The sequence below is a fragment of the Brachybacterium hainanense genome, assembly GCF_042434575.1.
Classification (GTDB): Bacteria; Actinomycetota; Actinomycetes; order Actinomycetales; family Dermabacteraceae; genus Brachybacterium; species Brachybacterium hainanense.
In genome coordinates, this window is the sequence record NZ_JBHLSV010000021.1 from 60,883 (window position 1) to 75,371 (window position 14,489).

At 72.8% G+C, this 14,489-nt stretch carries 12 protein-coding genes; 3 read left to right on the forward strand and 9 right to left on the reverse strand.

What is annotated here, in order from left to right; genetic code table 11:
- Positions 1-76: 76 nt before the first annotated feature.
- From phnE to ACFFF6_RS15145, 4 genes are read right to left on the reverse strand one after another with little or no spacing between them, the layout of a single operon-like run.
- Entirely contained in the window at positions 77-1,759 is a 1,683-nt protein-coding gene (phnE, locus tag ACFFF6_RS15130) for a phosphonate ABC transporter, permease protein PhnE (protein WP_376982205.1), read from the reverse strand.
- Positions 1,756-2,577: a phosphonate ABC transporter ATP-binding protein gene (gene phnC, locus ACFFF6_RS15135; protein ID WP_376982207.1), complete on the reverse strand. Its 822-nt coding sequence runs from the start codon at positions 2,575-2,577 to the stop codon at positions 1,756-1,758. Before phnC ends, phnE begins: the two co-directional genes overlap by 4 nt.
- A 14-nt stretch (positions 2,578-2,591) precedes the next feature.
- Entirely contained in the window at positions 2,592-3,596 is a 1,005-nt protein-coding gene (locus ACFFF6_RS15140; RefSeq protein ID WP_376982209.1) for a phosphate/phosphite/phosphonate ABC transporter substrate-binding protein, read from the reverse strand.
- Positions 3,597-3,630: 34 nt separating this feature from the next.
- Complete coding sequence (locus ACFFF6_RS15145; RefSeq protein ID WP_376982211.1) at positions 3,631-4,797, reverse strand: TIGR03364 family FAD-dependent oxidoreductase; 1,167 nt, start codon at positions 4,795-4,797, stop codon at positions 3,631-3,633.
- 166 nt (positions 4,798-4,963) lie between these two features.
- On the opposite strand from ACFFF6_RS15145, the gene ACFFF6_RS15150 reads away from it, so the two are divergent.
- Positions 4,964-5,719, forward strand: a complete 756-nt coding sequence (locus ACFFF6_RS15150) for a GntR family transcriptional regulator (RefSeq protein ID WP_376982213.1) — start codon at positions 4,964-4,966, stop codon at positions 5,717-5,719.
- A 7-nt stretch (positions 5,720-5,726) separates the two neighbouring features.
- Here ACFFF6_RS15150 and ACFFF6_RS15155 read toward each other — a convergent pair whose 3' ends face one another.
- Positions 5,727-6,794 (reverse strand): GNAT family N-acetyltransferase, encoded by a 1,068-nt coding sequence (locus ACFFF6_RS15155; protein WP_376982215.1) that lies wholly within the window; start codon positions 6,792-6,794, stop codon positions 5,727-5,729.
- Between the two features lie 187 nt (positions 6,795-6,981).
- Positions 6,982-8,775, reverse strand: coding sequence for an MDR family MFS transporter (locus ACFFF6_RS15160; protein WP_376982217.1), 1,794 nt, complete (start codon positions 8,773-8,775; stop codon positions 6,982-6,984).
- A gap of 158 nt (positions 8,776-8,933) precedes the next feature.
- Here ACFFF6_RS15160 and ACFFF6_RS15165 point away from each other — a divergent pair, with 158 nt between their 5' ends.
- Positions 8,934-9,644, forward strand: a complete 711-nt coding sequence (locus tag ACFFF6_RS15165) for a TetR/AcrR family transcriptional regulator (protein WP_376982219.1) — start codon at positions 8,934-8,936, stop codon at positions 9,642-9,644.
- A 13-nt stretch (positions 9,645-9,657) separates the two neighbouring features.
- Here the strand turns inward: ACFFF6_RS15165 and ACFFF6_RS15170 are convergent, their stop codons facing one another.
- Positions 9,658-10,719: an acyltransferase domain-containing protein gene (locus ACFFF6_RS15170; RefSeq protein WP_376982220.1), complete on the reverse strand. Its 1,062-nt coding sequence runs from the start codon at positions 10,717-10,719 to the stop codon at positions 9,658-9,660.
- A 109-nt stretch (positions 10,720-10,828) separates the two neighbouring features.
- On the opposite strand from ACFFF6_RS15170, the gene ACFFF6_RS15175 reads away from it, so the two are divergent.
- Complete coding sequence (locus tag ACFFF6_RS15175) at positions 10,829-12,484, forward strand: helicase HerA-like domain-containing protein (RefSeq protein ID WP_376982221.1); 1,656 nt, start codon at positions 10,829-10,831, stop codon at positions 12,482-12,484.
- A gap of 310 nt (positions 12,485-12,794) precedes the next feature.
- Here the strand turns inward: ACFFF6_RS15175 and ACFFF6_RS15180 are convergent, their stop codons facing one another.
- Positions 12,795-13,538, reverse strand: a complete 744-nt coding sequence (locus tag ACFFF6_RS15180; RefSeq protein WP_376982223.1) for a phosphoglyceromutase — start codon at positions 13,536-13,538, stop codon at positions 12,795-12,797.
- Positions 13,539-13,713: 175 nt separating this feature from the next.
- Positions 13,714-14,136: a D-aminoacyl-tRNA deacylase gene (gene dtd, locus ACFFF6_RS15185; RefSeq protein WP_376982225.1), complete on the reverse strand. Its 423-nt coding sequence runs from the start codon at positions 14,134-14,136 to the stop codon at positions 13,714-13,716.
- Positions 14,137-14,489: the final 353 nt, after the last annotated feature.

Sequence of the window (14,489 nt, forward strand, 5' to 3'; positions counted from 1 at the left end):
CGGATCGGAAGCGGACCACGGGGGTCCATGGCGGGCCCGTCAGGGGCGGGCCGGGGTACGGGCGGTCCGGACGGGATCATCGGACCACGCGGCGCAGCCACAGGGCCAGCACCTCGACGAGGAGCACGACCGCGAGCAGCAGCAGGACGATCGCCGTGACCACCTCGAACTGATTGATGCGCGCGGCGTTCAGGAGCAGGAAGCCGACGCCGCCCGCACCCACCACCCCCAGCAGGGTCGCCGAGCGGATGTTCGTGTCCCACAGGTACATGAGGTGGGCGATGATCGCCGGAGCCGCCTGCCGCAGGGTCGCCGCGCACAGCACCTGCGCACGGTCCGCGCCCACGGCGCGCACGGCCTCCTGCACCCGCTGATCGGTCTCCTCGAGGGAGTCGGCCACGAGCTTGGACAGCAGGCCCACGGCCCCGATCGCGAGGGCGAGCGTCCCCGCGACGCCGCCGAGCCCCGAGATGACCACGAAGATGATCGCGAGGATCAGCTCCGGGATGCCGCGGACCACGACGATGACGATGCGGAAGACGGTGTGCACCGCGCGGTGGGCGACGACGTTCCGGGCGGCGAGCACGCCGATGGGCAGGGAGACGACGGCGCCCAGCAGCGTCGCGGCCAGCGAGATCTGCACCGTCACGAGCAGCTCGCCGAAGATCGTTCCGGCGGCTCCGCCGAAGCCGGGCGGCCAGAACAGGGCGAGCGCCGTCGGGATCGCGGCGATTCCCTCGAGCAGGACGGCCGGGGAGATGCGGACCTGCGCCAGGGAGGCGAGGACGAGCAGCAGGATCGTCGTCACCGTGAGCAGGCGCCGGATCCGGTCGACGGTCCAGGGAGCATCGACGCGCTCCTGCACCGGACGGCGGTCGGCGCGGCGCAGCAGCCGGTCCAGCGGCCCTCCGGGAGCTCGCCCGCCGCGTCGGAGCAGAGCCGCGCGGATAGCCCCGGAGATCAGCTCGACGACGATGCACAGCGCGAGGACGACCAGCGCGAGCGCCATGCCGCGCCGATAGTCCAGCACTCGCAGCGCGTCCGCGATCGCGAGACCGATCCCGCCGACGCCCACATAGCCCAGCAGCACGGAGGTGCGCAGGTTGATGTCGAAGCGGTGCAGACCGGTGGCGATGATCTGCGGCAGCAGGGCGAGCGGCACCGTCGCCCAGATCTGCTGGGAGCGCCCGCCGCCGAGCGCCTCGACGGCCTCTCGCGGCGCATCGTCGAGCTCCTCGATCGCATCGGCGTACAGCTTCCCGACCATGCCCACGGAGTGGATGCCCATCGCGAGGATGCCGGCCATCGGCCCGAGGCCGAAGATCCGCAGGAACACGATCGCGAGGACCACGTCGGGGATCGCCCGGGCCAGCACGATGAGCACGCGCGCGCTCGCGCGGGACAGCTGTCCGCGGGTCGTGGCGCGTGCGGCGGCGAGGGCGAGCGGGACGGAGAGCGCCATCGCCAGCACCGTGGACAGGAGCACGATCGCGAGGGTCTCCAGCAGCATCCCCGCGAGCTCCGCGGCGGGTGGGAAGTCGAGGGGGACCATGCGGCTGACGAACGCGGAGGCGCTGCCGAGGGAGCCCAGGATCGTGGGCACGTCGATGCCGAGGTCCCACACGGACCAGCATGCCGCGATCAGCAGGGCGAGCAGGACCGCGAGCGCTGCCGTCCCCCGAGGGCTGGGAGGCGACCAGAGAGCGGGGAGCGGGGTCGCCGACGTGCGCGGGGCACGGGCGGGGCTCGTCGTGCTCATGCCCGCACCTGCGCCGGATGCATGTCGGTGAGCTCCTCGAGCTCGCCCGTCGTCGGGGTCGCGACCGAGTCGTAGATGCGGGCGGCGTCCTGCGCGGTCATCGTCGATGTCTCGCGGTCCAGGACCACGCGCCCGGCCCGCAGCCCCACGATCCGGTCGGCCGTCGAGATCGCGAGCTCGACCTGGTGGAGGGCGGCGACGATCGTCAGCCCGTCCTCCTCCCGCAGTCGCATGAGCAGCGCGATGATCTGCGCGGAGGAGACCGGGTCCAGGGCGGCGACCGGCTCGTCGGCCAGCAGCAGCCGCGGATGCTGCATGAGGGAGCGGGCGATGGCCACCCGCTGCTGCTGACCGCCGGAGAGCGTGTCGGCCCGCTGATGCGCCCGATCCGCGAGCCCCACGCGATCCAGGTGCTCGAGGGCCTCGCGGCGCACGGCGCGGGGATACATGAACAGCCCCATCCGCGGGCCGCGGAGGGATCCGAGCCGACCGGTGCACACGTTCTCGAGCACGGACATCGGCCCCACGAGCCCGAAGCTCTGGAAGATCATGCCGATGCTCTCGCGGGCCTCGCGCAGCGCACCGGGCGCGAGGGAGCCGAGGTCCTGACCGAGGACCTCGACGGTCCCCGAGGTCGGGGGGTGCAGGCCGTTGAGATGCCGCAGCAGGGTCGACTTCCCGGAGCCGGACAGGCCCAGCAGGACGGTGACGGAGCCGGCCGCGAGGTCGAGGTCGACCTCGTCGAGGCCGCGGATCCCGTCGCCGAAGTCCTTCGTGACGCCGCGCAGGCGGACGGCGGGCGCATCGGGGATGGACATCGTGGCTGCTCCTCTCAGGCCACGGCCGCGCAGGCATCGGCCTGCGTGACCTCGCACAGGTGGCGGATCGGCTCGTAGTCGGCGTCGGTGACGGCGGCGTAGCCCCATTCCGTCTCCTCGGGCAGCACGCACTCCTGGGCGGAGGCGCAGATCCCCTGCTCGACGAGGGCGGGCTTGTTGGCGGAGGTCTGCAGCGCCGAGCGGATCTTCTCCACGGTCTCGGCGTCCAGGGTGGTCGTGTTCAGCGCGATCGGGTCCTCGGGGATCGGGGAGGACTCCCAGACCGGGATCAGCGCGCCCTCGGGGACCTGCCCGGTGCCGATGAGCGTCGTGAGCATCGCGTCGTGGGCGAAGGCGGCATCGACGTCACCGGAGGCGAGAGCCAGCAGCGAGGCGTCGTGGCCGCCCGCGAGGACCTCGGTGAGGTCCGCGTCGACGTCGAGGCCCGTGCTCATGAGGCCTTCGAGCGGGACCAGGTACCCGGAGGTGGAGGCCTTGTCGACGAAGGCGACGCGCTTGCCGCGCAGGTCCGCGAGCGAGGCGATCCCGGAGTCGGGCGCCGCGTAGCACAGGGAGGTGTAGGCGGGCGAGGCGCCCTCCTCGTCGACCGGGGCGACGACCGCCTCGAGCGCGATCCCGCTGTCCTTCGCGATCACGTAGGAGAAGGGGCCGTAGGAGGCGATGTCGATCTTCCCGGCGCGCTGCCCCTCGATGACCGCCGCATAGTCGGCGGCGTTCTGGAAGGTCACGGTGCGGCCGGTGGCCTGCTCGATGAGGGCGGTCACGGGCTCGAAGGTCTGGGCGAGGCTCTGGGACGTCTCGGCCGGAACCGCTGCGAAGACGATCTCGTCCCGCGCGGAGGCCTTCGAGGAGCAGGCGGCGAGGGAGCCGGAGCCGAGCACGGCGGTGCCGAGGACGGCGAGGGAGGTCATGCCGCGGCGACGGGTGATCGGCCGGGAGAGGAGGGCGGGGCGGGGGTCGGCGGGCTGAACGGCGGGCCGGGTGCGGCGCAGGCGCATGGGAAGTCCTTCGTGCGAGGGGCGGCGGGAGGGATCAGCGGGCGGAGACGAGGGCGGGGACGGCGGTGCGGGGGCGGTCGGCCGCGTCGGGGGAGTCGCCGCCGGCGAGGACCAGCTCGGCGATCCCGAAGGACAGGGTCATGCCGATCCCGCTGGTGACGACGGCGATCGTGGTGGCCTCGTCGGGGCGTTCGATGAGGAGGCTCATGCCGGGGGCGTCGGCGTAGCGGCCCTGCCAGCGCTGCAGGATCCGCGGGGAGCGCAGGCCCAGCAGACGCGAGGCGCGGTCCAGCAGCAGCGCGGAGACCTCCTCGTGGAGGAACGGCTCCGGCGAGGCGTCGTAGGCGTGGGAGTCGCCGATCAGCAGCCCCTGCGCGGTCGCGGTCGCCATGAGGTTCGCGGTGCAGGCCACGAGCTCGGGCTCGCGGCGGGCGAGCTCCTCGCGCAGCGCCGCCGCTCCCGGCATCGCGGTGAATCCGTCGTAGCGGGCGAGCGAGGTGCCGCTGAGCATCGCGAGCTCCCGGGACAGGTGGGAGGGGCGCTCCACGAGCAGCATCGACAGGGTGCACTGCGTCATCGCGATCCGCTGCGCGACCTCGGGGAACAGGTGCGGCAGGCCCAGCCCGGGGCAGGCCACGACCCGCTCCGCGCGGTGACGTGCGCGGCTGGTCTCGACCAGGCCGCCGGAGGTGCGCAGCACCCGCTCGCCGCGATGGAAGACGACGCCCCGGCTCTCGAGCCAGCACGCCAGCCGCGGGGCGGCCTCCCGCGGATCCACCCGCATGTCCCGCGGCAGCAGGGCGCCGCCGACCGTGTCGAGGTACGGGTTCGACAGACGGGCGCGGATCTCGCCGGTGCTCAGCAGGCGCACCTGCTCGGCGCCCCGATGGGCGGAGAGCTCCTCGAGGACCCGCATCTCCGCCGCGGTCTGCGCGGGGACGAGGGTGCCGGACTCCGCGGCCCACAGGCCCGAGTCCTCGCTCGCCTGCAGCCAGCCCGCGCGGGAGACGTCGGCGAGGTCCTGGAAGGCGTCCGCCTGCCCGGTGAAGCAGGCGTGCCCGAAGTTCTGGATGCTCGAGGAGACGGGACGCTCCGACTCGTCGATCACGTGGACGCGGAGACCCGCGCGGTGGGCGCGGTGGGCGGTGGCGAGTCCGAGGATCCCGCTGCCGATGACGATCAGGTCGGCCTGTGTGCTCATGCAGCGATCATGCGTGCTCCGGGCCTCCCGGATCCCTAGATGTATAGACAAGTAAGGCAGGTGTTCGGAGATGTTCATCGGGCCGTCACGGATCTGTCCCGCAGGTCCCGGGAGGCGGCGTCGAGGCGGCGTCCGGGAGCCTCCGCCGCCGGTAGTGTCTGGGGCCATGACCACCGACCACGCCCCGCAGGGCTACGAGGCGATCCTCACCGCCCTCCGTCGCGAGATCGCCGCCGGGCAGATCGCCATCGGCGAGGCGATCCCGTCCGAGGCGGAGCTGTGCGCCCGTTTCCGCACCTCCCGCGGCCCGGTGCGCCAGGCGCTCGGACGGCTGCGCGACGAGGGGCTCATCTCCTCCGGCCGCGGGCGGCGGTCGGTCGTGCTCGAGACCGTCCCCGTCCAGCCCTTCGACGTCGCCCTGTCCTTCACGCAATGGTGCCGCGAGATGGGCGTCCGCCCTGGTCAGCGCACGCAGCGGATGATGCGCCGCCCGGCGCAGCGGGCCGAGGCCGATGCCCTCGAGCTGGCCGACGGCGAGCCGGTCGTGTCCCTGCTGCGGCTGCGCCTCGCCGACGACGTGCCGATCATGCTCGAGCGTCTCACCTATCCCCTCGAGGTCGGCCAGCACGTGCTGACCTTCGACCCGGACTCCGGATCGATCTTCGAGCGTCTGCTGGGCAGCGGCGTCGACATCCACCACGCGACCCGCTCCCTCGACGCCGTCGCGGCCGACGCCGAGGACGCCCGGCTCCTGGACGTCGCCCCGGGGGCGCCCCTGCTGCGCATGCAGCGGCGCGCCTTCACGATGGACGGGCGGCCCATCGAATGGTCCGACGACCGCTACCTGCCCGGCCACGCCCGCTTCGCCTCGACCACCGTCCGCGGAGCGGTGAACTCGCTGTCCCTGCTGCGCGGGCTGTGACCGGGGCTCAGCGCGTCGGCGGCTCGAGCAGCCTCGAGGGGTGGGCGCGGGCCGTGGCATGCCAGGACCGGGTGCGCTCGAAGGTCTCCCAGCCGAGCGACGCGTACAGGCCGTCGGCGCGGGTGGGGGAGTCGGCGTCGACCTCGAGGTCGACGTGCGTGCGTCCGCGCTCGGCGGCATCGGCGATCGCCGCGTTCAGCAGCGCCTTCGCGATCCCGCGGCCGCGGGCCGAGCGGTGCACGCCCAGGTACTCGAGATAGGTGCCCTCGCCCCGGTCGCCGCGCGCGGGGACGACGGCGGCGACCAGCCCGCCGGCGGGGAGCCAGCGTCCGTCGCGGTCGACCTCCGCGATCCACCAGTGGTCCCAGGCGGCCTCGCCCGGATCCTCGATGAGGCGCTGCACGAACTCGGCGAAGGACTCCCGATACGAGCTGAAGTGGTCGGCGAAGGACTCCTCGAGCATGCGGTGCACGGTGCGGACGTCCTGCGCGACCGGCAGGCCCGAGGGATGGCGATGCACGCGCCGCACGCGCACGCCCTCCCGGGGAGCGGGCAGGCCGCTCGACTCGGAGGGCTGGACGGGGCGGCGCATGTGCAGCCAGGTGCGCACCATCGTGTAGCCGCCCGCTGCGAGGATCCGGGCCTTGTCGCGATCGGCCTCATGGGCGTCGGCGGACAGCAGCGTCTCCTCGAGCCCGCGATGCCGTGCGAAGGAGCCTCCCACCTCGTGCACCCAGTCCAGGAGCGCCCCGGCGAGCTGATCGCGGTGCGGGGCACCGGCGGCGATCACGAGCTGGACGTTGCTGCGCCCGGCGGCGCGGTCCTCGACGCCGACCCAGGCGATGGGGGCTCGGTCGATCGTGGCTCGGCCGTCGGGTCTCGCCGGGACGACCACGACCTGCCGCCGGGACCAGGACTTCAGCCCCACCAGCCGGGAGCGGAGCCCGGGGATGTCCGCAGAGCCCTCGGGGTCGCGGCGCCGGATGTCGGCGGTGATCAGGTCCGCGAGCGGCTCGACATCGGTCTCGAGGGGGATCCGCGTGGTGAGGCGGCCGGCGAGGTCCGCAGGCATCATCGGGGGGAAATGGTCGGCGAGAGGCACCGACCCATCGTGCCACGCCCGCCAGCGGCCCGCGCCGGGAGCGATCCCCTCTCCGGGGCGAGCCGCCGGCGCGGACGGAGGATCCCTCCTGCTCCGGAGGCTGGAACAGGAGGGATCCTCCGATCGGTGCGGGCTCTGCGGAGCGCCGCGGGCGGGCGTGTCAGCGCTGGGAGGGCACGCTCCCGGTGTCGGCCCGATGCGCGCGGGATGCGTCGTGCTCCTCCGCGGACTCGCTGCCGCTCACGGACAGCTCCGCGGCGACGCCGGAGGCGGCGACCCGGGCGAGCTCGCCCGTCGTCGTCGGCGGCTCCTGCACGGCCTGGGCCTGCGGGGAGGCGGGCTCCGCGGTGTGCAGCGTGGTCCGCAGCGGGACCTCCTTGATGAACACCGACAGCAGCAGGGCCAGGACCACGAAGGGCAGCGCGGTGAGGAACACGTGGTGCATCGCCTCGCCCAGACCCATGCGGACCGGGGCGACCAGGAAGTCGGGCAGGGCCTCGAGCGCGGCGGGGTCGAGGACGGCGGCCTCGAGGCTCCCGGCGGACAGCGTCCCGGAGCCGGAGAGCTCCGCGAGGGAGGCGAGGTCCTTCGGGGGCAGGGACTCCAGCTGCCGCTGGATGGCGGGTCCCATCTGCGCGGTCATGACGGTGCCGAGGACGGCGGTGCCGATGGTCGAGCCCAGGTTGCGGAAGAACTGGATCGCGGCGGTCGCGACGCCGAGCTCGCGCTGGGCGACGACGTTCTGCACGATCAGCGTGTAGACCTGGTTCGACAGGCCGATGCCCAGGCCGATCACGATCATGGTGACGGTCAGCTTCAGCTGGCTGTCGCCGTACTGGATCCGGGAGAGCAGCCAGTAGCCGACCACGATCACGGCGCAGCCGACGATCAGGAACGGCTTCGTCCTGCCGGTCCGGGTGATGAGCAGGCCCACCGCGATCGAGGTGAGGATCATCGCGACGGACAGCGGGATCAGGATCGCGCCGGAGTTCGTCGCGGACACGCCCATCACGCCCTGCGCGTAGACCGGGATGTAGATGATCGCGCCGAACATGGCCACCGCGATCGCGAAGGAGGCCGCGACGGACAGGGCCACGATCGGCCGCCCCAGCAGGTGCAGCGGCAGCAGCGGCTCCGGCACCTTGGTCTCCACGACCACGAAGGCGATGAGGAACAGCGCGGCGACCGCGTACATGCCGATGATCACCGGGGAGGTCCAGGCGTAGTCGTTGCCGCCCCAGGTCGTGGCGAGCAGTCCGATCACGAGGCCGGGCGTCAGGGTGAGCATGCCCAGGATGTCGACCGTGCCGGTCTGCTCCTCCGCCTTCAGGTGCAGGAACTTCAGGATGAACACGAAGGCGGCCACGCCGATGGGCAGGGTCATGTAGAACAGCCAGCGCCAGCCGATGTGGTCGGTGATCGAGCCGCCGATGAGCGGGCCGGCGACGCTGGTGACGCCGAAGACGGCGCCCATGATGCCCTGGTACTTGCCTCGCTGACGGGGCGGGATGATGTCGCCGATGATGGTCTGCGACAGCGGCATGAGCGTGCCCATGCCCAGGCCCTGCACGGCGCGGGCGAAGACGAGGAACCAGAAGCCCTGTGCCATGCCGGCGAGGATCGAGCCGATCATGAAGACCGCCAGGCCGCCGAGGTAGAACCAGCGCCGGCCGTAGAGGTCGGAGAGCTTGCCGACGATCGGCACCGCGACGGCGGAGACCAGCATGGCCGCGGTCGCGATCCAGCTGTAGTGCTCGACGCCGCCGAGCTCGGCGACGATGCGGGGCATGGCGGGGCCGACGATCGTCTGCGAGAGCGAGGCGACGAACATGCCGAGCATGAGGCCGACGAAGACGAGCTTGCCCTGGCGGTCGAGGCCGGTGAACTCGCCGGGGGAGGCCTGCGGCCGCTCGGGGGCGGATGGGTTCTGGGACGGGTGCGAGCTGGTGCTCATCGAGCTCCTCTGGAATGCGTGGGGCGATGGGGCGCGAGGGACGGGACGGGCACGTGCCGTCGTGCGCTCCGACCCGATCATGCTACGCCCGATGTTGCATCGACTGCACTATTGCACAGCATGCAGATTCTGTGAGATGGAGGACTACGATGGGGGTCGTGACCGATGTCCGAGACACCCCCGAGGCGAATGCGTCCGAGCCTCCCTCCGAGGCCGGCGCCCAGCAGAGCACCGTCCCCGCACCGACCTCCGACCCCGCCGGGTCCGATGCGTCACCGCCCCGGCTCCCCGCCGGGCTGCGTGCGCAGAAGAAGCGGCAGGCCCGCATCGCGATGCACCGCGCCGCCCTCGAGCTCGTCGCCGAGCACGGCTACGCCCAGGTGACGGTCGAGATGATCGCCCGGCAGGCCGGGGTCTCCACGCGCACCTTCTTCAACTACTGGGTCACCAAGGACGCGGCGATCGTCGGCCTGCTGGCGGGGGAGAGCGACGAGCTCGTGGCGCACCTGCGCGAGGAGCTCGCCCTGCGGCCCGTCGGAGAGGCGCTGCGGACCGTGCTGCGCGCCCACCTCGAGGCGATCCCGAGCGAGCCGGACCTCCGCGACCTCAAGAAGGAGATCATGCGGCGCGAGCCGCGCCTGCACTCGCTGTCCACCGGGAACCTCCTGACCGTGCAGACGGAGATGGTGCGTGCCATCACCGATGTGCTGGACGGCGAGGACGCGGCCTCCCGTGCCGTGATCGCGGTGCAGATCTGCTTCGCCCTGACCCGCAGCGCCTTCGCGATCTCCATGTCCCGCGGCGACGATCTCGCCGCCGCCTTCGACCGGGTGCTCGCCCTCTACGACGAGGGGCGCACCGGGATCTAGGACCGCCGGGGGCTCAGCGGATGATGCGGCCGAGCCCTGAGGTCCAGCCGCGGCCGTCCGCCAGCCGGTCCGCGACGCCGCGCTCGAGGCGGGTGCGCCGGGGCAGGGCCCGCAGATCCTGCGGGGGGCGCAGCCCGAAGCAGAAGAAGAGGGCGGAATCGCCGTCGTCCGGGATCTCCTTCAGCACTTCCCAGCGGGCCGCGAAGCGGGCGAGGTTGGAGCCGGGGCCCGTGATCTCCGCGAACTCCTCGCTGATCAGCCACGACCAGCAGGTGAACTCGTGCCCGAAGGCGGGGTCGCCGGGTTCCCGTCCCTCCGCCAGGTCCGGGTAGTGCGCGGTGAAGTAGGCGGTCGCCTCGGCGAAGGAGGCCCCGACCGCCGCCGGGTCCAGCGGCCCCGTCGCGGGGATGTGCGTGCCGATCACCCAGCGCTCCCGCGGCTCCTCCTGGGGCGGGACCGCGGAGGCCTCCTCGTCGCGGCCGGCGCCGTCGAGGGTCGCCGTCCTCGCGCGGTGCAGATCGAACTGGAGACGCCCCAGCTGCACCAGGCGGCCCGCCCAGTTCATCGTGACCCAGTTCAGCTGATGCAGCCCCAGGCGCCCGGTCCCCGCACGATGCACCCGCATCTGCTGGCCCAGATCCGCGAGGACCAGCCAGGACTGCTCGGTCGTGAGACCGCGCGCGGCATGCCAGCGGCGCACCGTGCCGGTGGAGACGAGGAAGGCGAGGATCGGGATCAGGCCCTCTCCCGGGGCCAGGCGCGCCCCGAGCGCGTCGAGCTCGTCCTTGCGGGCCGCGAGATCGAGAGCCGGCACGTCCAGTCCTGCCGCGGCTCCCAGCTGGTTCGCGATCCGCGCGACCTCGGCGAGGATCTCCTCGTCCGCGAGCGCGGCCTCGATGACCGGGACGAGGTCCGCGGCGTCCTGCTCGCGGATCCCGAGCCGTGCCAGCAGAGGGTCCCGGGCAGGGGCGGCGAGCTGGGCACGGATCTCCTCGAGGGAGAGCTCCTGCTCGGCGCGGACCTCGCGCGGCGCGGGGGACTGCGCGGGGGACGGGGCGGCGGGGGAAGGCGACATGCGCACCATGCTAGGGCCCGGGCTGTGAGCTGGGCGACCTGTGACTACGATCGGAGGGTCCGCACACCGCCGCCGGCACGCGCCGGCGGGCTTCCTGCGAGGAGACCCGATGACGCAGAACGAGCAGACCGTCCCGGAGGCCGCGCCGGTCGCGGCCCCATCCGCCGAGGCCCTCGCCGGCGCGGAGCCGCGCGCCGGGGAGCTGTCCGAGGCCGCCGCCGCGATCACGCGCGCGTACGCCTTCGAGGGGGCGCGCATCCACCTGGGCGCGCTCGTCGAGGGGGAGGAGCCCGTCGCGGCGGCGCCCGTCCACCTCTCCTTGCCGATGCTGAACCGCCACGGTCTCATCGCCGGGGCGACGGGCACCGGGAAGACCAAGACGCTGCAGGTCATCGCCGAGCAGGTCGCCGCGGCGGGGACCCCCGTCCTCGTCGCGGACATGAAGGGGGATCTGTCCGGCATCGCGGTCCCGGGCGGGGCCTCGGACAAGCTCGTCGCCCGCGCCGCCGCCCGCGGACAGGACTGGGTCCCGCGGGCGGGGACGACCGAGTTCTACACTCTCGGCGGGCAGGGGACCGGGGTGCCGATCCGCACCACGGTCAGCGACTTCGGGCCCGTGCTCCTGTCCAAGGTCCTCGAGCTCAACGACACCCAGGAGAGCTCGCTGGGGCTGATCTTCCACTATGCCGACTCCCACGGGCTGGGCCTGCTGGACCTCAAGGACCTGCGTGCCCTGATCCAGTTCCTCACCTCCGACGAGGGCAAGGGCGAGCTCAAGGGCATCGGCGGGATCTCCGCCGCGACCGCCGGGGTCATCCTGCGCAGCCTGACCGCCTTCGAGGCCTCCGGCGCGGACGTGTTCTTCGGCGAGCCCGCCTTCGACACCCAGCACCTCCTGCGCAGGGCCTCGGACGGCACGGGGATCATCTCCTGCCTCGAGCTGCCCGGGGTCGCGACCCGGCCGCAGCTGTTCTCGACCTTCATGATGTGGCTGCTGGCGGATCTGTACCAGGACCTCCCCGAGGTCGGCGATGCCGACAAGCCCGAGCTCGTGTTCTTCTTCGACGAGGCGCACCTGCTGTTCCACGGTGCCTCGAAGGCGTTCCTCGAGCAGGTCGTGCAGACGGTCAGGCTGATCCGTTCCAAGGGCGTCGGCATCTTCTTCATCACCCAGACCCCCAAGGACGTCCCCGGCGACGTCCTCGCCCAGCTGGGCAACCGCATCCAGCACGCCCTGCGCGCGTACACCCCCGACGACGCCAAGGCGCTCAAGGCGACCGCCTCGACCTTCCCCCGCAGCGAGTACGACCTCGTCGAGATGATCCCGGCGCTCGGCACCGGCGAGGCGATCGTGACCGTCATGAGCGAGGACGGCGCCCCCACTCCGGTCGCGGTCACCGCCATCCGCGCGCCCGAGTCGTCCATGGACCCGGCCCCGGCGGAGCAGATGACGCGGATCGTGCAGGCCTCGCCGCTCATGGCGGAGTACGGCGAGGTCGTGGACCGCGAGTCCGCCTACGAGATCCTCGCGAAGCGGGACGCGGAAGCCGCCGGCGCCGCCGCGGAGGAGGCCGCCGCGCCCGCGCAGGCGGAGCAGCCCGCCGAGCGCGACGCCCCCGCCCGGCGGTCCTCGCGCTCCTCGGCGAAGGACGACAAGGGTCTGTTCGACAATCCGGCGGTGAAGTCGTTCCTGCGTTCGGCGGGCACCGTCGTGGGCCGCGAGATCACCCGCTCCCTGTTCGGCACACGCCGGCGGCGGCGCTGACCATGGCACCCCCGGCCTCGTCGGCCCTGACCCGGTTCGTCTTCTCCCGGCACTGTCATCCGCTCAGCGCCTGGAGCCGATGGGCGAGAACCCCGTTGCTCCTGGCGCCCCTGTGGACGCGCTCGGGACGCGGGGCGCGCGCCGCGTCCGATGAGGGCGGATCCCCGGCCTCGGGCAGGGCGGCGTGAGCTCTTGAGCCTCTGGCGTGCCGTCACGGCATGCGAACGGGCCCCGTGTCCAGCGATGTGGATACGGGGCCCGCTCGATGTCCTGCCCGGGCTCGCCTGCTGTGCGACGCCTGGGCGGGATCTCACTTGCCCTGGTTGGCGACGGCCTCGGCGGCGGCCTTCGCGGCGACGGGATCGAGGTAGCGGCCGCCCTTCTCGACCGGCCGGAAGTCCTCGTCGAGCTCGTAGACGAGCGGCTGACCGGTGGGGATGTTCAGCCCCGAGATCTCCTCGTCGGAGATGCCGTCGAGGTACTTCACCAGCGCGCGCAAGGAGTTGCCGTGCGCGGCGATGAGGACCGTCTTCCCGCTGGCGAGGTCGGGCTTGATGCCCTCCTCCCAGTAGGGGAGGAAGCGCTCGACGACGTCCTTGAGGCACTCCGACTTCGGCAGGGCATCGCCCAGGTCGGCGTAGCGGGGGTCCTGGTCCTGGCTGAACTCGGTGCCGAACTCGATCTCCGGCGGCGGGGTGTCGTAGGAGCGGCGCCAGGCCATGAACTGCTCCTCGCCGTACTTCTCGCGGATCTCCGCCTTGTTCATGCCCTGCAGGGCCCCGTAGTGGCGCTCGTTCAGCCGCCAGTCGCGGTGCACGGGGATCCAGTGCCGGTCCGCGGCGTCCAGCGCCAGGTTCGCCGTGGTGATGGCGCGGCGCTGCAGCGAGGTGTGCACGACGTCGGGAAGGATCCCGGCCTCCTTGAGCAGCGCGCCGCCGGCGGCGGCCTCCTCGCGGCCCTTGTCCGTGAGCTGCACGTCCACCCAGCCGGTGAACAGGTTCTTCGCGTTCCAGTCGCTCTCGCCATGGCGGAGCAGCACGAGTGTGTAGGTCATGTCCCCCAGGGTACGGGGCGCTCCCGGACCGCGCACCTCGGTCCGGGAGCGCGGGAATCCGCTGTCGTCGGAGCGACATCGCTCGGAGCAGATCCCGGATCCCGCCGCCGGGAGACGGCAGGTTCCCGGTCTCTCGGCGGCCGGGATCCTCAGGTTCCGCGGCGGGCGCCGGCGCTCACGCCTCCAGGAGGATGGTCACGGGGCCGTCGTTCGTCAGGGACACCTGCATATGGGCGCCGAACCGGCCCTCCTCGACAGGTACGCCGCGCTCACGGATCGCGGCGATCAGCTGCTGGATGAGCGGCTCGGCGACGGGGCCGGGGGCGGCACCGCTCCAGGAGGGACGCCGCCCTTTGCGGACATCGGCGTAGAGCGTGAACTGCGAGACGACCAGGACCCCTGCGCCGGCGTCGAGGACCGAGCGCTCGCCCTCGAGGATCCTCAGCTCGCAGATCTTGCGGGCGATGGTCGCGACCTGCTCGGGACCGTCGTCATGGGTGATGCCGACCAGCGCGAGGAGGCCCTCGTCGATCCGGCCCGCCTCCTGCCCCTCGACCTCGACCCGGGCATGGCTGACTCGCTGGAGGACGGCACGCATGGCTCGATCGTAGCGGCGATCAGGGACGGTGGATCGCGTCGATCCGCCGCTCCTGGGTGGGGGACTCGTCACCGATGACGGGCGCGGGCGGTGCAGCGGCGGCGATGCCGGACCCCGGCTGCGGGGCGGGTCCCGCAGGGGCGGCGTGCTGCGGGCCGCGGTCCCGCGGGGGTGCGGGATTCTGCGACGCTGCAGGGGTCTGCGAGGGTGCCGGCCCTGGCTGCGGGCCGGGGCGAGGAGCAGGGGCGGGAGGGACGATGGGGTTCACGGGGCGTGCGGGCTGCGTGCTCCCCCACGGGCTGGCCGCGGGCGGAGGCCCGGTCCGCGGCATGCCCGGCGGGGGAGTGCCGGCG